This is a genomic window from Legionellales bacterium (genome assembly GCA_026125385.1).
In the GTDB taxonomy this organism is placed as follows: Bacteria; Pseudomonadota; Gammaproteobacteria; order JAHCLG01; family JAHCLG01; genus JAHCLG01.
This window is the reverse complement of sequence record JAHCLG010000020.1, coordinates 14572-34323: the sequence shown is the minus strand read 5'-3', so window position 1 is coordinate 34323 and position 19752 is coordinate 14572. Positions and strand designations below refer to the sequence as shown.

19 protein-coding genes are annotated in these 19752 nt (G+C 39.0%); 6 read left to right on the top strand and 13 right to left on the bottom strand.

Going from position 1 to position 19752, the window contains the following annotated elements; all coding sequences use genetic code 11:
• Positions 1–10: 10 nt before the first annotated feature.
• Positions 11–808: a hypothetical protein gene (locus KIT27_08485; protein ID MCW5589682.1), complete on the bottom strand. Its 798-nt coding sequence runs from the start codon at positions 806–808 to the stop codon at positions 11–13.
• The gene (locus tag KIT27_08480; GenBank protein MCW5589681.1) at positions 809–1633 is read right to left on the bottom strand and encodes a hypothetical protein; all 825 of its coding nucleotides are present in this window, start codon (positions 1631–1633) and stop codon (positions 809–811) included. It lies immediately after the preceding gene.
• Positions 1634–1866: 233 nt separating this feature from the next.
• Between KIT27_08480 and KIT27_08475 the strand changes: the two genes are divergently transcribed.
• From KIT27_08475 to KIT27_08465, 3 genes are all read left to right on the top strand, one after another.
• A complete protein-coding gene (locus KIT27_08475; GenBank protein MCW5589680.1) occupies positions 1867–2361 on the top strand; it encodes a DnaJ domain-containing protein in 495 nt (164 codons plus the stop codon).
• Between the two features lie 132 nt (positions 2362–2493).
• On the top strand, positions 2494–2883 hold the full coding sequence (locus KIT27_08470; protein ID MCW5589679.1) for a type II toxin-antitoxin system RelE/ParE family toxin: 390 nt from the start codon (positions 2494–2496) through the stop codon (positions 2881–2883).
• The gene (locus KIT27_08465; protein MCW5589678.1) at positions 2876–3178 is read left to right on the top strand and encodes a helix-turn-helix domain-containing protein; all 303 of its coding nucleotides are present in this window, start codon (positions 2876–2878) and stop codon (positions 3176–3178) included. Before KIT27_08470 ends, KIT27_08465 begins: the two co-directional genes overlap by 8 nt.
• A gap of 30 nt (positions 3179–3208) precedes the next feature.
• Here KIT27_08465 and KIT27_08460 read toward each other — a convergent pair whose 3' ends face one another.
• Positions 3209–3424 carry a conjugal transfer protein TraD gene (locus KIT27_08460; protein MCW5589677.1) on the bottom strand — a complete coding sequence of 72 codons (216 nt, stop codon included), beginning with the start codon at positions 3422–3424 and terminating at the stop codon, positions 3209–3211.
• Positions 3411–3743, bottom strand: coding sequence for a hypothetical protein (locus KIT27_08455; protein ID MCW5589676.1), 333 nt, complete (start codon positions 3741–3743; stop codon positions 3411–3413). Before KIT27_08455 ends, KIT27_08460 begins: the two co-directional genes overlap by 14 nt.
• A gap of 415 nt (positions 3744–4158) precedes the next feature.
• Here KIT27_08455 and KIT27_08450 point away from each other — a divergent pair, with 415 nt between their 5' ends.
• Complete coding sequence (locus tag KIT27_08450; GenBank protein MCW5589675.1) at positions 4159–10050, top strand: MobA/MobL family protein; 5892 nt, start codon at positions 4159–4161, stop codon at positions 10048–10050.
• A 64-nt stretch (positions 10051–10114) separates the two neighbouring features.
• On the opposite strand, the gene KIT27_08445 is transcribed toward KIT27_08450, so the two are convergent.
• Positions 10115–11545, bottom strand: coding sequence for an AAA family ATPase (locus KIT27_08445; protein ID MCW5589674.1), 1431 nt, complete (start codon positions 11543–11545; stop codon positions 10115–10117).
• A 372-nt stretch (positions 11546–11917) separates the two neighbouring features.
• Between KIT27_08445 and KIT27_08440 the strand changes: the two genes are divergently transcribed.
• Positions 11918–12112 (top strand): antitoxin VbhA family protein, encoded by a 195-nt coding sequence (locus KIT27_08440; protein MCW5589673.1) that lies wholly within the window; start codon positions 11918–11920, stop codon positions 12110–12112.
• 5 nt (positions 12113–12117) lie between these two features.
• Complete coding sequence (locus KIT27_08435) at positions 12118–12921, top strand: Fic family protein (protein MCW5589672.1); 804 nt, start codon at positions 12118–12120, stop codon at positions 12919–12921.
• Positions 12922–13000: 79 nt separating this feature from the next.
• Here the strand turns inward: KIT27_08435 and ssb are convergent, their stop codons facing one another.
• From ssb to KIT27_08395, 8 genes are read right to left on the bottom strand one after another with little or no spacing between them, the layout of a single operon-like run.
• Positions 13001–13429 carry a single-stranded DNA-binding protein gene (gene ssb / locus KIT27_08430; GenBank protein ID MCW5589671.1) on the bottom strand — a complete coding sequence of 143 codons (429 nt, stop codon included), beginning with the start codon at positions 13427–13429 and terminating at the stop codon, positions 13001–13003.
• 13 nt (positions 13430–13442) lie between these two features.
• On the bottom strand, positions 13443–13793 hold the full coding sequence (locus KIT27_08425; GenBank protein MCW5589670.1) for a hypothetical protein: 351 nt from the start codon (positions 13791–13793) through the stop codon (positions 13443–13445).
• Between the two features lie 32 nt (positions 13794–13825).
• A complete protein-coding gene (locus KIT27_08420) occupies positions 13826–15820 on the bottom strand; it encodes a type IV secretory system conjugative DNA transfer family protein (protein MCW5589669.1) in 1995 nt (664 codons plus the stop codon).
• On the bottom strand, positions 15817–16863 hold the full coding sequence (virB11, locus tag KIT27_08415; protein MCW5589668.1) for a P-type DNA transfer ATPase VirB11: 1047 nt from the start codon (positions 16861–16863) through the stop codon (positions 15817–15819). The genes KIT27_08420 and virB11 overlap by 4 nt, the downstream gene beginning before the upstream one ends.
• A 10-nt stretch (positions 16864–16873) precedes the next feature.
• Positions 16874–18040, bottom strand: a complete 1167-nt coding sequence (gene virB10 / locus KIT27_08410) for a type IV secretion system protein VirB10 (protein ID MCW5589667.1) — start codon at positions 18038–18040, stop codon at positions 16874–16876.
• The gene (gene virB9 / locus KIT27_08405; GenBank protein ID MCW5589666.1) at positions 18037–18861 is read right to left on the bottom strand and encodes a P-type conjugative transfer protein VirB9; all 825 of its coding nucleotides are present in this window, start codon (positions 18859–18861) and stop codon (positions 18037–18039) included. Before virB9 ends, virB10 begins: the two co-directional genes overlap by 4 nt.
• On the bottom strand, positions 18858–19598 hold the full coding sequence (locus KIT27_08400; protein ID MCW5589665.1) for a type IV secretion system protein: 741 nt from the start codon (positions 19596–19598) through the stop codon (positions 18858–18860). The genes virB9 and KIT27_08400 overlap by 4 nt, the downstream gene beginning before the upstream one ends.
• Positions 19591–19752, bottom strand: coding sequence for a hypothetical protein (locus tag KIT27_08395; protein MCW5589664.1), 162 nt, complete (start codon positions 19750–19752; stop codon positions 19591–19593). Before KIT27_08395 ends, KIT27_08400 begins: the two co-directional genes overlap by 8 nt.

Here is a 19752-nt window from a genome sequence, read left to right as displayed (position 1 = left end):
ATTCTTTATCCTAATTACTATTAATACATTCGTCTATATTAAATTGATATTTAATTTTTAACTTATCGGCTAATATTTTTTTGCCATTATCCACAAGCGGTTTATACCACAGCATATAAATATCATTATTTGATAGGATCTTAGTTAATACTGTTCGCTTTTCTTCTGCTAACACATCGATAGCACAAGCAACCAGCCATTTAGAGGGTGTCGTTTCGCCTTTTGCCATTCCTTCGATAGCTTTGGGTGAATAACTTTTATCTTTATTGAATAATGTGTTGGCTTTTTGATGTAATTTTTCTGATTTATTTCTGATAGCAAGTAATTCAGAATAGATTGCTTGAATTTGTTGCGTACGATCAATTTTTTTATATTCAGCTAATCCGAGCTTATCTAGAATGGCAAGCGCTTTGATTTTATGTTCACCCGAGAGTTTACTGATGCTAATTTTTAATTCTTGTATAATAGCAACCAGCATCGAGTCAAAGATATTGATATTTATCCCAGCATCATCACCAATTTTGCTCAGCTCTGCTATGGCATCAATAAAGCTCAATGGTAATCGAAACCGATAATCGGATTGTTCATTCAAGACTAATTGTCCTAAATGATTTTTAACGGCATCGATATTTTGAATATAATGTTTAAGTTCAATTTTCTGATCATCATTAAGGTGATCCCAGCCCTCAAATTGACTGGGATCGTCTGCTATGAATGAACCATACGTTACTTTTAAATCGGGTGTTTTCACATAAATTCGTGGCGAGCGTTTTAAATTACGTTTTACATCAAAACCGAGTTGTTTCATTTAGTGTTTACCTTCAAAAATTTGGAATTTAACGTCACGAGCATAGCGATATGCCCATTTTCTAGCAATGCTTAACAAGGTGGTTAATTTTCCGCTATGCAAATCACAATAGACGAGTTTTCCACGACAGCCGTATTTTTTTGCACAACGCAGTATAAAAATAGGAGTGTTGATCACACCGCCTGCTAAATATCGAATGTAAGGTAATTTAAGCGCATTAAAAGCCGATGGATCAATATGTAATTTGATTAGCGCATCAGGGCATAGCCTGTAGAGTTCAATTTTAGGTTTAAATACCTTTGGTGAGACTTTATTAAAATAAGTAACCCCTGATATTTTAATCAGGTAGCCGGCGCGACTTAAACCCCCGCCATGACGGGTATAATAGGGTTTTTCACCTTCGTATCGTGGTATGACTTTATCTTGACTGTAGAGCATAATTAAATTATTTACCGTCGCATCGAGACTTGCTTTTATTTGACGGTGTGTCGCAAGCTCTGAGTCTAATTGTTGAAAGCTATCAATGGTGGATTGGATCCCTTTCTCATTTCTTTGAGTTATTTTTGTTAAATCCACGTTAATGGTATAGGTAGGATAATGTTTTAAGTTTCTTAATTTTTTAGCCAACGTTGGGAAAAAGATCAAATGGCTTGCTGTTATTTCGGCATTGCCTACAGGTTCTTTGATAAAGAAATTGTTAAACTGTGGATCAAAGTAGACATTCGTATAATGATCGTAGCAAGGATAAGTTCTTTTAATAATATGTGTAAATGAAATATCTTGTTGCAAAGCAAGATTACTGGGTTGTGGCTTTAACTCTATCATTTTATCTTCTCCTGATTTTATGTCTGATGCTGGTAGTAGCTAATAAACACTGTAAACCGTCTTAATGAAAGTTCACTAGGTTCTATCATAAGCTTCAATTATCCATTCGTCAACAAAAATATAGAATAAAAACATCTAAAATAAAGATATAAAAGATTGACAATTAGCGGGGATTATCAGATAATGAATTCGTTCAATACGAACATCAGTCAACAACATTAGAGGTATTAATCATGAATAAATTTCAAGCATTGCAATTATTGGGCTTAACAGGCTCCATCTCAAACGAAGACATTAAACGCGCTTATCGCTCCAAGGCGAAAGAATTTCATCCTGATCGCAACTCCGCTGGTGCTGAGATCATGAAAATGATCAATATTGCTTATGAACTCGTAAAAAATGAAGAAAACGTCACTGTCTATGATAATCAGATCATGAGTGAATACCCTGAAATATTAGCGGATGCGTTACGCGCTATCCTCAATTTAGGTCTTAATATTGAAATATGCGGGTGCTGGGTTTGGGTTGATGGCAACACAAAACCACACAAAGACATATTAAAAAACGCAGGGTTTAAATGGGCGGTTAAAAAGGCAAAATGGTATTTTCGTCCAGCTGAAAAACGTTCACGTCGTTATGGTGCTACTTGGTCTATGAATGAGATCCGCACTGCTTACGGTAGCCAAATAATTAGAGAGGATCAAAAAAAGCTTAGTACGTCAGCTTAATACTTGTTATTTAACGGGGGCTTTATAAAAAGTCCCCAATTAAAAATTACTCAATAAGCGGCTTGGTGTTGACTTGATATATATGTTACATTGTATTATAATACAGTGTATAATAGCAATGGATGGTGAAATTTGAAGTATTACAAAGTTAAAAAATTTGCAATGGAATCTAAAAGAGCGGAGGTATCCGATCATTTACTGATTGAAACGGTGACGGATTTTTTTACTCTGGATGAAAAAGGACAGCAGCGATATTCATTAGGCGGTGGGCTTTATAAGCTTAGAATAGCGTCTAAAGCGGGGAAAGGAAAAAGTGGTGGCAGCCGTAGTATTCTAGCCTTTAATCAAGGTGACAAGGTGATCTGGCTACATTTGTTTTCCAAAAATGAAAAAGACAATATCACGAAGAGTGAATTTAAGAAGTTAAAAGTACTCGCTGAAATTTTACTTAAACTGAATGAACAAGGGATCACTCATATGATTGAATTGGGTGAACTTTATGAGGTAAATCATTATGTCTAATTTAAACGATACCATTCATGATATTGCAAGAGGGTTGTATAAAGCCGATCTTATTGACAAGAAAACGTTACGAGATTTAACGGATGATGAACGGCCTGAATTGATCACCTACACCGGGGAAGACATCCAACGCTTGCGAGAACGAGAAAAATTAAGCCAGGCGGTGTTTGCTATGTATCTCAATATTAGCCCTGAAATGGTGAGAAGCATGGAGCACGGGCAACGACGCCCTCAAGGTGCGATTTTAAAATTATTGAATATTGTTGATAAACACGGAATATCTATGCTGTCATAATAATTTTGCCAGGTAAAATAAGTGCTACCATTAACGTGTTTCTCTTTTTTTATCTTGATGAAAAGCAAGATCGCCTTTTAATCTCCAACGACTGCGAACCTGCTCTGCTTGTGGTGATTGTAATATTTCAGCGGCTTCTAACAACAAACCGAAAATAATTGCGGATGGTTCGTTGTCTAACCCTGCTTTTTTTATTAACCCACCCAATTGAATTTTGCGGCGGGTATCTTCTTTACGTTCCAGCATGCGCGTCCGTTGATACTGACGAATGAGTTTTCTTTGCTGAGCCATGACTTGCTTTAGTTGTTGTGGTGTTTTTGCGTGATTTGAGAAATCGGGCACCGTGAGTTTCCCACTCCTTAAGCTTTGCGCTTTTTTCATTTAAGGCTTGAGCAAGTTCATTAAATAAGGCTGCAAAGATTTCATCGGTTGCGGTTAAGACGGTAAAACGCTCCGCTAAATTAGCGATCTCAGTTTTACGTTTTTGAATGAGTCTCGTTTCTTCTTCAATTAATCGTTGTTTTCTTTGAGCGAGCTCTAACAGTTTATTTGCATATTCTGCCATGGTATTTTCCCCAGTTAATTTTACAAAACCATTATTAACCATCAAAGTGGCGCAGCCACAACCGAGTACGGGAGGCAATGCTCACGTAGAACGCCCGCCACGCAGTAAACAAGAACACAGCCGGTAAACGGGCGTATAAGGCGAGCTTGCGAGCTAACGGTGCGTATCGATCTTACTATAACGCCTTGTACTTTCTATGCCACTATTATTTCATTAAACAGACGCCACCCCTTTAATGAATAAAAAAATTTCCGCCCCACCTAAAAATAAAAAAGCGTAAAAAGATTAATTTACCAAAAAATCGAATTAATAATAACAAAGTGCGAAGCACCCAGCAAGTCTATTGCCAAAATAGCGCACTTATATATTGCTTGCGCAACATCTGTGCTAACGCTACAATGAAATGGATTAATTTATGATGATTTTCAAGGAAAAGTTTGCCACAATGGCCATGTATCATCTTCATGTCAAAACCGTATCACGATCACGTGGGCAGAATGCTATTGCTTCTGCTGCTTACCGACGTGCAACAATGATGTATGATGAACAAGAAGGTGAAACCTATGACTACAGAAAAAAACACGGTGTTATCTACAGTGCCCTACTTGTTCCTGACAATGCGCCGGACTGGGCACAGCGTTTAGCGTCTAATGGCGTACTTAAGCAGAAAGCCTATCCATTACTGGCACCGAAAATAATGAACCCCCTTCCACAAGACTCTGCTGATCAACATAAAAGCTCTGAAGTATTGTGGAATTTAGTTGAACGAACCGAAAAGCGTAAAGACTCACAATTAGCCCGTGAGGTAGAATTTTCATTACCCATTGAATTGAATGAAGAGCAATCCATTGAGCTTGCTCGTGAATTCATACAAGATCAATTCGTAAGCGTTGGCATGATTGCTGACTGGAGTGTTCATTGGGATATAGGCAATCCACACGTTCATGTGTTATTAACCATGCGCAAACTTACTGAAGAAGGTTTTGGCGCCAAGGTTACGGCGTGGAATAAAAAAGAGTTATTACAAACCTGGCGCAAAGCTTGGGCCGACTATGCGAATTTTCATTTACGCATGCACGGTCACGGCGAGCGCATTGATCATCGCTCCTACAAAGATCAAGGCGTTGATCTTTTACCCACGATCCATCTTGGTAAAGCGGTTAAAGATATGTCAGCTCGCGGGTTAGACACTGAGCGGGTTAAGCAGTCGCAAGCCATCTGTCAGGAAAACTTAAAGCGCATTGCGAGCAATCCGCAGTTGCTTACTGCTAAAGCAGAAATCAGCCGTGATCATTTTACCCATGAACATGTTGCAAACGCGCTCAGTACTTATGTCAATAACCAAGATAACTTAGTAACCCACACTAATCATCCGATCTCTCCTGAAATCACCGCGCAAATTCTTTCTACTCTGGCCGCTGAAGAACAACCGGCGGCAAAATGGATGACGCCGGAACGTATTGTAACGTTACTTAAAAAAATTGAACATCATGATGCCGTCTTCAATGAACGCACACTAGCCACAGCGTTAAGTGCGGAAATCGCCGATGCTGAACTTTTCACACAAGCACTTACGGCAATTAAACAGAGCAATTTACTCCTGCCTTTAGGACTAGGCGAAGATGGACGCGAGTACTATACCACGCAAAACATGTTTACCCTTGAAAATGAGGCTATCACGTTAGCGGATACCCTTCATCAAACCCATCATCATCGGATCACTCATCGTACTATCAAAAATGAACTGGCTCGCTATGAAAAAGAGTCGGGTAAACAGTTAACCGATGAACAACACAATGCCGTTAAACACCTGTTAAGTAAGCCTGCTATTCGCTGTTTGGTTGGCCGCGCCGGTACCGGCAAAAGTTTTTCGCTTGGCGCGGCTAAAGCGGTGTGGCAGTCTCAAGGGCTGAATGTTTACGGGGTTGCACTGTCAGGGATCGCGGCCGACGGGTTAGAGCGTGACGCTGGCATTCATGCTAAAACCATCGAATCCTTCAATTACGCTTTAGAGAATAATCATTTAACGCTGGATAAAAAATCGGTCGTCGTCATGGATGAAGCGGGCATGACTGATAGCGTGTCAATGTTAAAAATATTGAGAGCCGTTACAAAAGCAAACGCTAAACTGGTCTTAGTGGGCGATCCTGATCAACTACAGCCGGTCGGGCCTGGCGCGATATTTAGAGCGATGCTTGAGCGCTTTGGATTTGCTGAAATACAAACCGTTTACCGTCAAAAAGTGGAATGGCAGCGCACCGCTACGCAACAACTCTCCGCTGGCGATATAGCAAAAGCCATTGACGCGTATGATGAGCATCAGCTTATTGAGTTGGTAACGGATGAACAAGCTGCTATTGCAAAATTAGTTGACGATTGGAAACGTGCGGAAGCACCGCTTACTGAGCGTATTGTCCTTGCTTACCGAAACGAAGATGTTGATAAGCTCAATAAAGCGATCAGAAGCGCTCGTATTCACGCACAGCAATTAGCACCCGGTTATGAGGCTTATACGCAGCACGGTACACTTTTACTCGCCAAAAATGACCGTATTTTATTTACTAAAAATAATCCTAAACTCGGTGTAAAAAACGGTCGTTTTGCGACAATCACTCACGTTGATATCACAGAATCAGGCCGAGTTTTATCGATTGAGGCGTTACTCGACGGTGAGAAGCAACAACGTGTTCGCTTTACTCCCCAAGAATGTCGCCATGTTACCTACGGCTACGCAGCAACTGTTCATAAATCACAGGGCACCACGTTTGATGAAAGTTTTGTGTATCTGGGTAAAGGCGGCTGGTTACGGCAATTAGTTTACGTGGCGTTAAGCCGTCACCGCTACAAAACAAAAATTTATGGTGATAAAACACACTATCCCACGGTTGACGACCTAAAGCGAGATCTAAGTAGGCTCGCCCTAAAAGACAGTATCCTTAATTTCCCGAAAGCTTTTGCGGAACGTCGAGGGATTGAAATCACCAAAAAATTAGAAAATGATTGGAAAGAAACGCTAAAACGCCATTTTAAATCACTGGCAGCGGATCTCGCCGAAAAAATAGAATTCAGGCTTCGTCCTGAAAAATACCGCAACCAGATCCATGCGCAACTTGCACAAGAAAATAAAATTGAGCGCATGTATGAGCGTCGGCAAGATGCCGTGTTAGTGGCACAATATTTTGATGCCCATTGCGAAGTGGGTAAAGCTTGGCAAGCCTTAGATACTAAAATGCAAAAAATGGGGTTAAAGCCTCAAGATTACGCTGCAGAAAATTACGCTATTCTTAAAATCACCGGCGAATTTAAAGCGTGTGAGCAAGCATTTCGACGACGTGAAAAACTGGCATACCATATTATGCAGGATAAATCGCGCTATGAACATGCGATCACGATTTATGGTCTTGATACCCTGGCGTTAGAAAAATACGCAATACAATACAAAAATCGCTTGGTAATGCAAGACTATACACAATTAGCGCACAGCGGAAAAATGGTATTACGCGATAAATTAGCTTGCCAAATAATGGAAAATATCAAGGCTTACTATCCTCTATTTCAGCATTTAACGTGGATGCAAAACCTAAGAGAACAAGTACCAAAACATGTTAAACGCAAAACACTCAAACACTTATCAAAAGAGGAACGGCAAGCATTCCGAACCCTAGAAAACTATACTCAACTGACGCACAAAATTGGCCAAATTTATCAAATGCTGAAAACATCAGCATCGGAAAATAAACCGGTTTCGCGTCAGCAAGTATTAGATCTTGAAATGCTTCAAGCACAACGCAATGAATTAGCTGATCATATTTTTAGTCGTGCCGATCGCTTTGAAACCGCACTAGATTTTTATCAAATTGGAAAAACGACGTTACACTTAGCCAATGAAACATTAAAACCGGAACATGAGCAATGGGCCACCAACCGCTGGTATAAATTGCAAATTTATGCCGCGCAGCACCGCAATCGCGAGCGGGTCAATCATTATCTTACTGCTATTGCGGAAAAGAAGATTGATGAGCGTCATAAAATCGCCCATGCCATTACTACCGATGCAAGCGCCCACCATGGATCTATTTTAGCATTAGGCAATAATGAAGATTCCAAAATTCTCTGGCAACAAATTCGTGCTGACGCCAAAGCGTTTGAGCGTGAAAATTTCATGGTGAAATTAACTGCTGAAGAAAAAAATGCATTTTTAATGGTAGAGCGCTATGTCGAAGCAAGGCGTTCACACGGAAGGGCGTGGCGCGAAATCTTTGAAACGAAAAAGGTGTTAGATACTGAACATAATCCCTCACATAAAATACACTTTAACCGAGCAAAAACGATTGCCGGTCGCTATACTCAATATCGTGATCGTTGCGCCGATAACGTACTAGCGCATTTACAACCCGCTTTAAAAGCCTTGCGCTACTTTAACATCGATGTCAATGAACTCAATAAACCGGCTTACAATGAGTTATGTCGTCAGCGAGTGATAAATTATATTGCCAACGTTACTCAAGGCAACAAAACAGAAACTTCAAAACTTGCTTATGAAATTTTACGCGATCCAGGCGCGCACTATTATCTCTTAAAAGAGCATCAAATCAATCAGTATGAACTTAGCCGAGCAGCGAAAACTCATCTACGGCAATTGTTATTTAAAGATCTGTCACCCGTAGAAAAACAATTATTGCGCTTAGAAAAGAAACTTAAATACGCTAACCAGCGTGTGGGTATTACCTGGCAACACTTGAATAGGCTCAGTGAAAAAGATCCTCGTCTTGCCGCAACCACACAAACATTTAATGTCCTGATCTCTCGACGCGATAATTTGGCGAAAAAATTTATTCATCAGCAATCGGAGATTGAATTCGCGACGTTATTTAATGAAATCGTACGTGAGCAATCGTTGGATTTACCTATTAACGTTACTATCGAAAAAGTAAAAAGCCAAGCGAACCAACATCAACGACGAGTCGAGGAAGTCATGCAATGGCGAGAATTATTTGATGAGGGACAAGCTATTCTATCGGATATGTCGCAAAGCAATGCCAATTTTAATCCAACACATTCTAAAATAACGCAATGGCAAGCCGTCCAAGCCGAAATGAAAACGGTAGCTAAAAACATTGAACGCGCTTTGCCGCGTTATCAATACGCGCTGCTGGATGCAGGATTATCTGCTTCCTTCTTTACAAAAGCCAACAATGCTGCAACGGAATTGCAAAAATTGATTGCCTTGACTATTAATCCTCAACCACTCACCTCTCAACAGGTTACTCTGAATACAGAACAACAGACAAAAATTACGCGCGCCATGCGGATCCTTAAAAATTCTAAACCGATTGAAAACACGTTGGCTGAACGTTATTTGCGCGAGCACCGTGGGATAATCGGTACATTACCGGAAACATTTCGCTATCATCCTAGTACTTGGAATAGTCAATTAAAACGCACGATGCCGGCATTGGTTGTGACAGCGACTTCACGTCGTCATAAATTACGTGCTATTCAACTGATTTACTTAGATGCTGAAACAGCCAACAAAGCAAAACTTCGAACCAAAAAAATGACGTTAGGATCACCCAGCGCTGAATCGATGGCCGTTATCGTTAATCGTGGCAAAAATAATCAATTGATTGCCGTCGCCGAAGGACCTGAAACGGCATTAAGCATTAAAGAAGCCTATCCTGAACTAACCGTTTATTGCACGTTAGGGGTAGAAAACTTTAAGCGCATTCCGGTTTACCCTGAAACCAAACAAGTGTTATTTTGCGCCGATAACGACGGAATAGATCCCAGTTCGCAAAAAACATTAAAAGAAGCAGCACAACAACTGTCCTTAAAAGGTGTCGATGTTTGGCAAGCAATGCCAGCGTCCATTCCAGGGTTAAAGAAAACGGATTTTAATGATGTGTTAAAAGTTCAGGGTGTTGAAGCTATTCGCGAACAATTAATCGCGGCTCAACTTCTTAAACCTGCCATGAACGCCGCACGACAAGAATTTGAAATGGCTCAACACCTTAATACCTTGACCGAACACACCACACCCCTCAAAGCAGAACCCGCCGTTGACGCTTTGCCTATACAGAAAAAGGATACGTTTACTGAGATTAGAACCCTGATTAACACCTTAGATACTCTTAAACAAAACGCGGAACAAAATCGTGCGCAAATTTTATTGCTGGAAAAAACACTCAAAACCAAAGTGAAATGGTTAACGCAAAATCCTACACGTTATGATGAGTTAAAAGCCAATGATCCAACACTGGCGGCAAGGGTCGCGCAATTAGCAAAAAGCTTGCGGGTTAAGCGATGACATCTTTGGAATGAAAGACCATCAATTCTTTATAATTTATATTAAGTCATAAGAATTTTAATTCCTATTTGAATAAATCATCTAATGTCACAACCGCATCAATTAAACGATTAGAATAAGCATTGCTTTTCAATCCATTAGCAGTAATCATTGCCATAAAAAGTTGTTTTGATGTTTTGGTTTTTTCACGAAATACTTCGACCTTATGTTGTAGAGTTTTTGCATAACTTTTATCGATCACAAACATTTTTTCCGTATATTTAATCTCACATAAGGTAATGGCACTATCATTTCTGTCAATAATGAGATCAATCTGTGCCCCACTTTCCAGTTCTTTTCGTGGTTTAAATATCCATGAACCGATTGCACTACTGGTTTTAATATTCAATGCGTTAATTATCTGTTTACTGTGCTTCATACAGATTGCTTCATAAGCATAACCTGACCACGCATAATAAGCTGGTCGTTGACTTTGTGTTAACCAATGTTCCTGAGTAAATCGTTTTTGTTTTGAGTGCAGCCAGTGAAAATAAAACAAACAAAATTCATCGATCAATTTATAATATTCGCCTCTATCCTTTCCCCAAGGAATGTATTCTTCGATGAATCCCGTTTCACACAATTCTCCTAAACGCTTCGATAAACGACCGCCACCAGAAGATAATAAGGTGTTTGATTTAATTTCTGATCGACTCATTCCTTGTGTTTTTTTTGCGATCAGAGATACAATTTCAATATAAGCATTGGCATTCTCAAACAATGAATCAAATAGTTTTGAAAATTCTTCTTTCAACGGAGCCTCCCTATCAAAAAAAATCTTTTGAATATTCTGCTCTGCAGATAACCCAGGCTCAACATATCTTAAATAATAGGGTATTCCACCTAATGCCATATACACAGATACTATGTGTCTATTATTTAACTTAACTTTTCTACTCTGGAGATAAGCTCTCGTTTCAGATAAATCAAAAGGAGCTAATTTTATTTGCGAAGTAATTCTATTATGTAATCCACCTTTATTATAAATAATCTTTTTAATTAGCCATGAGGCAGAAGAGCCGCACACAATCAGAATTATGTTAGATGATTTTGACCAATAATGATTCCAATAATAATCAATTTCTTGTAGAAGCCCTGATTTCTTGGTGGCCATCCATGGTAGTTCATCTAAAAATATTACTACTTTTTCAGTCGCCTTTGAAATTTGCTTATGCAATATGCGAAAAGCCCTACTCCAGCTAGTCGGTACTTCAATAGCAGTGCCATCAAAGAATTGATCGGATATCGCCTCTGAGAATTTAGTTAATTGTGCTTTTAAATTACCCTTTTGCAATCCCGTGGCATGAAATAAAACACATTTCTTATTCTCAAAAAAATCACGTATCAAGGTTGTTTTTCCAACGCGTCTTCTGCCATAAATGACTAAAAACTCTGCTTCTGTGGAAGTATACAACTTATTTAATATTTTTTGTTCCGTTTTCCTACCTATAATCATGTTTGTTTCCAGATGGGCCACTTATAATGCTATTATAGGTGGCCCATCTGGAAAAACAACTAATTTATATGGGCCACTTATGAATATATTATAACCGGCCCATCGAGTTGAGCGTTAAACAAGACAAAGCTATCGTCAATAAAAAGCGCCTTTCGTGCCAAAAAGTACAGCAAGACTTGCTGATTAAGAACTCTAACTAAAAACCAGCCACTCTAGACAGTTCTTCCACGGGGCACCGCTAAGCGGCCTATAATAATATTTAATGGCGTTAAAATTGAAAATTTCCTATTAATTTAATGTATCTTACCAACGTTAAACATGATTTTTACCTGATAATATGTTAAAATTATGTTTTGCAAGGTGAGTATATTTATGTCATCAACATCAAGCGAAAACCCATCGGATCCCATCACTGAATTAGTTAGAAATACATTAGCGAGTTGCGAGCTAGAAGGGATTTATTTGACTGAAGAAAGCAAACAAGAATTAAGCTTACTCACTTCAGGAAAAATGACGCCAGAAGAATTTAAGCACTATATTCTAAAAAAATATCAACAAGAACCTTAAATTTTATGGCTGATCCGTATGTTTATCCAGGCACTCAGATCCTCATCAATAAACTGAATATTAAAAATTCTGAACAATTAGAGCAGGCTGAAGCAATCCTCCTTAGCACCAATCGGATCACCTTACCTAAATTAACAACGTTTGATTATGAACATTTAAAAACGATCCACAAGCATCTTTTTCATGACCTTTATGCTTGGGCTGGGAAGGAGCGCACCGTTAATATTAGCAAAAATGAGGACCTATTCTCCCTTACTCATCGCATCAAACCCGAGTTAGATAAGATTTTTAAAAATTTACGAACTGAAAATCAGTTAAAAGGTTTATCCCCATCACAGCTTAATGAGCGAGCCGCGTTCTATTTTGGTGAAATTAATGCGATCCACCCTTTTCGTGAAGGTAATGGCCGAACACAGCGAGTATTTTTTGAGGGGTTATTTGAACAATTAGGCTATCGCCTAGATTGGGCAAAGGTTGATCGCAAATTCTATTTACAAGCAAGTATTGATAGTTTTAAACGTGATTACCGTAAACTCGAGCAAGTCTTTCATTTAACGTCAAGTCCCAATACTTTTCAGAAAACTTTCGTTGATAATACAGTACTCATTAAAGAGATTAATAATCTGATTGCATTAAAACAGAGTCCAATAGAAAACCGCTTCCAAATTACTCTCACGGAAAAACAGATACGTCAGCAAGTTAAACAACTCCAACAGAAACCTGACGATTTTAAACTATTCACGCAAAATAATCCTAAACTGGCTGAAATTATTAATCAACTTACCAAAAAATTGCGTGTTAAACGATGACTAACTGACGCGATGCTTCTCATCATCTATCCTATGATTTAGATAGCATTTGGGAGCTATCTATGATTAAAGAGTATCATTAAAACGGTAAATCCTCTTCAGCAGAGGGGTTAATCAGATCATTATTAATAGCCGATGATGATTGAGATTGCGAAGCTTGATTATCTTTACGATGACCTTCCAGCATTTGCATTTCATCCGCAACAATTTCCGTAGTATAGCGATTCATTTTATTGTTATCTTGCCATTTACGCGTGCGCAGTTTTCCTTCTATATACACTTTGCCACCCTTTTTTAAATATTCCTTAGCAATTTCTGCTAAACGATTAAATAGCACTACACGATGCCATTCTGTTGATTCTTGAAGATCTCCTGTTTTTTTATCCTTCCAAGTCTCACTGGTGGCAATGCTAATGGTGGCGACGGCATTACCACTGGGCAGGTAACGGACTTCTGGATCGCCGCCTAAATTACCGATTAAAATGGCTTTATTAATACCTCTACTCATTGTTAAATATTCCTCATGATAAAAAAAATAAATCCTCGCGATTAAATCCAATCGATCGCCGATGAACGCCAGCCACAATATGATGAAACACTTCTTTATTCCCAATATTATTATTGGCATCTTCAATAATTTCATCGATCATTTGTTGTGGAACAAAAATATGATGTTGTTTTAAAACAGTTAAAAATGGTTGAATGTGGTTAGGGTGCGACTCTTCTTGATCCAAATTAGAATAATAAGGCGCATCACTTTCAAGCGGTTTATAGATCACCATAAAAAAACCTTGTAAAGGACGATCCCACCCCATCAAAACATAAGTAGGTGTTTCGTTGTGAAATACTTTAAACAGATGTTGTGACATCATTTTCTCCTAATACTGACTATTTCTTAAAAGGATTAATGTTCTTGCTCTAATAATTGATAAGGATCGGGATCATAAAGATCCGCAAATTCTGAACGCTCAAAATACAGCGCCTTGTAACAAAAAATCGGCTTTGATAAAGCTTTTTGATGGCGAATAAATAATAATTGGCTTTTATCTGGTAAATGCGGCACTTCATCGGGTGGGATCAATCGTTGCTTCGTTTCTTGCAAGGAATTATTTTTACTTTTACTTTGCTGAGAATTACGCCAACCCATACTGGTACTTTTACCATCGGAAACTCCGCGAGTTAACACGGTCGTATCACCAATAATACTGGATACGTAATTTTGTGTTGCTAAATCAGCAGGACTGATATTAAAAAATTGGACGACTTGAGAACAGGTGATCATGGATTTCGCCCCTTTTTCACCATACACTGCTTCTAAATCACTGTGAGCTTGTGTGCAACCCCAGATAGAAAGCCCGTAACCGGAGGTAAGATTATAAGCATCACTTAATGGCTTGATATAACCCAATGCTTTCAACTCATCAATGGCCATCAAAATTCGTTTAGCAGGTCGTTTTTCTGATATTAAATGGATCGGCAACGTCACCCACATGCGGATCCACGTTTTTAACGATTCAATTAAATGTTGTGGCACGACCACGAAGATATCAAGTTTATTTAAGGCTAATTCGTTAAGATCAAAATCTGAATACGTTAAATGTTCACGCATTTCTGGATATTTTAAATAATCGATAGCATTCGTCGTGGTAGAGAAAAATGAGCCTCGCTCTTCAGAATCAACATTTAACATGAGATTCGCGCTATCACGCGGCAATCCATAACCACGATCAGATTGAGCCATCAGGCCTAATAATTTAAATAATTCAGATTCAGGTTGGTTTAATAGATCATAAACGCGACATAAATTTCGATTTTCTCTAGGTTCTTCCACACACACCCAAGCAATAAATCCCGCTAAAATGCGACGTGATGCTTTATTAAAATGCAATTCCGTGGGATTGGCGTTAGGTAAGTGAGGAATTAATGCTTCTAGCATGGCATCAATTTTTTGTACCATGGTACTATCATCGTTAATAAAATCGAGCGGATTAAATCGATGAGAAGACGCATTGATTAAATGATCAAATTGTGGGGTTAATCCACGATCTTGTAATAATTTATTTCCCTCTTCACCTAATTTTGGAATAACTTTAAAGGGATCCAATAGCACTACCTTTCGACCTAATTGCTTGCGACGCCTTCCCCACACACAATAAGCTTGCCCTTTAGGCTCGATACTCACTAAAGGATAGTCATAATCCTGTTGGGTACTACAGGCCATTAATGAGCTCAACGTACTGGTGAATTTGCCACTCCGCGGTGGTGCGATGGTTAGTGCGTTGCCTTCTAAGTGCACTCTTAATAAAGGAGAAATGTTAGGATCATTGGATGCGTTGATTTGTCCTAATAAAATTCCTCGTTGCGTTGTCATCTCGTTTAAATCATCACCGTATAATAAACTAGCACAACCTAAGCTTTGATCTCGTGATAGTCTTAATGTTTTTTGAAACGGCAGTGTTTCTTTTTTTTGGGGAGAATAAAATGAAATACTGGTAACTAGATTAATACTACTCACAAGACACACAACTATCATCACTAATTGCCAAGGTTCATGACTAATATCCACCAAAATTGCAATCAATCCGTGATGAGTGGTAAAGGTATTGCCTAACCAACGATAAAAGCAATAGGCATTACTCAGAAAAGCAAGTAACAGTACAAACCGATAACTAACACGATAATCAGGATAGAAATAACTTCCCATAAAACTCACTAATATCATGAGCAGTGAAAAAACCGCTAACACAAAAGAAAAATCCAGATTTAAATACACATAATAACTTTGTAGCACGAAGAGAAAACCGACTATGCCTAAAATAATGATTAAATCGAGTTTGGTCATTACCCATTCTTTAAAATGAAACAATACCGATGTACTCATGTTTAATTTTTCACTCATTGTGCTGCATCTCGGATTGAATTAGCTTGAGTTAATATTGGATCAAACCAAATTTCTTTAATTTGAAAATGATCGAGATAGATCACTATATCTAACGTTTTTAATAAAACGTCTTGTATGGTATGAAGATCTAAATTGACTCCACTGGGTGATTGTTTAATGAGAGTCGCTATTCGATCAAAAGCTTGTTTTGCGCTGTTGGCGTGCGTGGTAGTAATTGATCCAGGATGTCCGGTATTTAATGAGCTAATGTAATCCCAGGCTTCATTCCCACGTAATTCCGCGAGCAAAATACGATCGGGTGATAATCGCATACAACTACTCAAACACTCTGTTGCAGAAAGGCGTCCGTGATTGGAACCATAGAGTAAATGGATTTTATCGGGATGATGAGGAAGTGTTAATTCATGTACGTCTTCAATGGTGATCAGTCGTTCATGATGCGGTATCGACTCAATTAAGGATCGTGCCAGCGTAGTTTTTCCCGATCCAGTTTTACCTGCAATAACAATATTTCGTTTATACACTACCGCATCCGTTAAAAATGAAACCCAATTTTTCTTTAATAAAAAATCGATAAGATGCTGATCGAGGGGTTTCATTGGTTCATCATTATGGTTAGCATTTTTATTTTCTGTGATCCCCAAAACCTGGCAGTGTTTAAATGCGCCTTCATCCACTAACTGCGAGAGTGATTTGGTGACGAGGGAATGTTTACGAATGATAATACTTAAAATCCCTTCTAATACAGCCGGTGGTTGCAACATCGTCACCCGTTCACCATCGGGTAAAATAGCATAATGTTGCGCTTGATTAGCCAGTCCATTATACGTTTGTATCGCGGTCATCAATCCTTTTAAATAACGATAATCTAGGGTTTCACAGGAATGAAAGGTTTTGCCTTGCGGCGTTTCTACTACTACTTCCATGGGTCGATTAATACGAATTTCTGTCACACGCTTATCGTCAAGATAGGGGGCTAATGGTCGTAATAACTGGCGTAATGCATGATCTTTGAATGGAGTCACCTGAGTAGCAGTCATCGCATCTCCTTTAATTCAACACACAGGTATTATTACAGTCGCTCACTTTTCTCGACGCAGGCAACGTAGGATGAGGATAATGTGTCTTTAATGAAGTGGTTTTCAGCCCATACACTGCTTCAAAACTCAAATCACGTGCAACATAAATCGCAATCCTGTCACCCTGATGCTTATACAAAGTGGGTTTAATGCTAATAGAACGTTGTAATTCATCACTGGCTAAATCTTGCGTGGCTTGTGACGTATTTCCAAAACTAATGGTAGTATTCCCATTCGCGCGTGTACTGAGATTAGAGGCGATTTGCCCAGCATCTTGTAATACACTCAAAAAAATGGCCGATCCAAAGCGTTGCCAAAAATGTTCATCGACATAACCCGGGATCCCCGCTCCCCCTAAGGGATCTGTGCCAGGACTATTGAGATCAATAATCACGCCATTCGGTGTTTCTAAGCGTTGCCAAGCCACAAAAATACGGGCTTGCCCGAGTTGTAATCCATTTTCATATTGACCGGTAATTTTCGATCCTTTATCAATTAATATGACTCGACCATTATCGGAATACACATTTTCTGTCGTGTAACACACCACCATTCCTGAAACATCCGAATCAATGCGTGTTTGTAGCGCACATCCAATTAAAGTACCGCGAGTAATCAACCAATCTCGATCACCTAACACGCCAGCCGTTTGTGAAGTTAATTGCAAGGGTTGTAATTGCTTTGCTAATCCAAAAGATTGCGTTGATAATTCATTTTTTGACATCGAGCCAGTAGTTCCTGTTCCAACCGTTGCATTTGAAGTATCTTCACCAAATCCACCACTTAAACGACGTTCTGTTAAAGGATCCATGGCTTGAGATGAATTTTGCATTGGACTCTCTCTGAAACTTCCTGAAGTATTGAGTGCTGAAGATGGTTGGGTTGCAGGAACAAATGGCAATGCTAATGGTGGCAACGAGTTAGTAATCATCGTTGTATTATCTTGCTTGTGATCAGTTTGCGTTGGTTTACGCAAAATCGCTTTCCAAGTAATAATTGAACCTAAAATCAATACGCCACCTAAAATTAGCCAAAAAAATGCTTTCATTCCCGGTTGACGTACTCGCTCTTTAGCGTTTACTGCGCCACGTGCGCCAGCAATAGAAGGTGTAGAATGATCCGCAGTTCTTTTTTTCATGGCGCACTCCTCTTCACCACGCGGATCACCGCTGGCGAAATTGTACCTGAATGATTGGCAATGCCTTCGGGATTAAATCGACGATTTACTACGCCTACAACCCGTGATCCCAAACGTAATACCCAACGTGAAGCCACTTTTTCTAACACAATCATATTATTGTCAGTGCCTTGGTTATGACGATTCACAATGGTTTCACTACCATCCGGCTCAACTTTATAAATGGTGGGTAAATCACGATCCCCTGGAAATTGAAAGTAAGTAAATCTTCCATCATCCCATACGTGGCTTGGCGCAATAGATCGTGATTGACGATCGTTTGTCATCAAGTAATTTAAATTAATAGGGCCTGCTTTTTGTGAAAAAGCACGATTTAAAACTTGGCGCGCGTTGACTGTTTTTTTATGTTCGGCTATTTCATCGGGATAGCGAAATGATAATTGATACGTGGTAAGGGAAACGGGATCGGCTAGATAATGCAATTCAAAATGATAAGATCGCTTATTAGTGACCACAATTAAATTCGTATCACCATTTTGTGCCTTGGGTTTTAAAAAAATATAATGTTCTATATGAGTAAACTCCCAGGCTTGTGGATCGCCAAAAGCATGGGCTAAATACACTTCATCCGGTTCTAATATAATTTCTGTAGCAATACCCAATACACCATTTAATTTTACCACATCATTCGGATTGTAATTCACCACTTGGATCCGATGATCAAACTGAGAAACGGCGGGTGTTACTAATGCCCACGCTGTTGTCAGCGTAAAGCAAAATAAAATCGCACTGATTAATTTTGTATTAAAATAAGAAATCATGCTGGATCACCTCCGGCTGGATTAGGAGTAGGTGTATTAAAATCTTCTGGATCAACGCGATAACTTGTCACCTGAAATCCAAGTGGATTTTTTAAACGATCGGCTTCATTCATGGGTAAATTTTTATATTGATAAGCAATCGTCGCGATCCAATTTTTTTGTATCCCGTTAAACTGCCCTGGCAAGGTGGTGATTGTAGAAAAATGAACGTCAGCGGTACCATTTTTTTCATCAGGAACAATGGAGTGAACATTCACAACAATAGTTCCAGTATCTTTTAATAATTGATCTAAAGCAGTCTTACCTACAAAACGTTGATGATAGTTTTTGGCAACGCTGGGATCGCTTAATAAGCCAACCAAATCGTAACTGTGTTGAATGGTGTGATAATCATAACTTTCTGCATTCATCACATATTGATTTAACCAATATTTATCGATGACTTCCCCATAGGAATTTTGTTGATTTTTTATAATAGAAACCACATCCGTTTGTCCCGTCGCATTATTAACGCGTAAAATAAATGGCGGTAACGGTTTCGCAAGAGTATGTTCTAAAATACCTAATGCGATGAGACTAAGAATAACAATCACACCGCATACGGCGGTGATCCACCAAGCTTTTTGTCTCGATTGAAGTATTTCATTGATATAATCGCGCTCTAATCCTCGGGTTTCAGTTAAAAACTGCTGAAAGTCATTCGCTTTCAATATTTTGTTCTTTAAAAAATTATTCATAGGATCCTCGTGATTGGATTGGATCAGATGGAATGGTCGTGTTAACTGCAATTAAATTTCCCCAATGAGGCGTGGGTGGTGGTGGAACGGTGCTACCACACGCACACAAATTGAGTAAAATAGGAATAAAAAATAGTTTTAATAACTGCTTCAT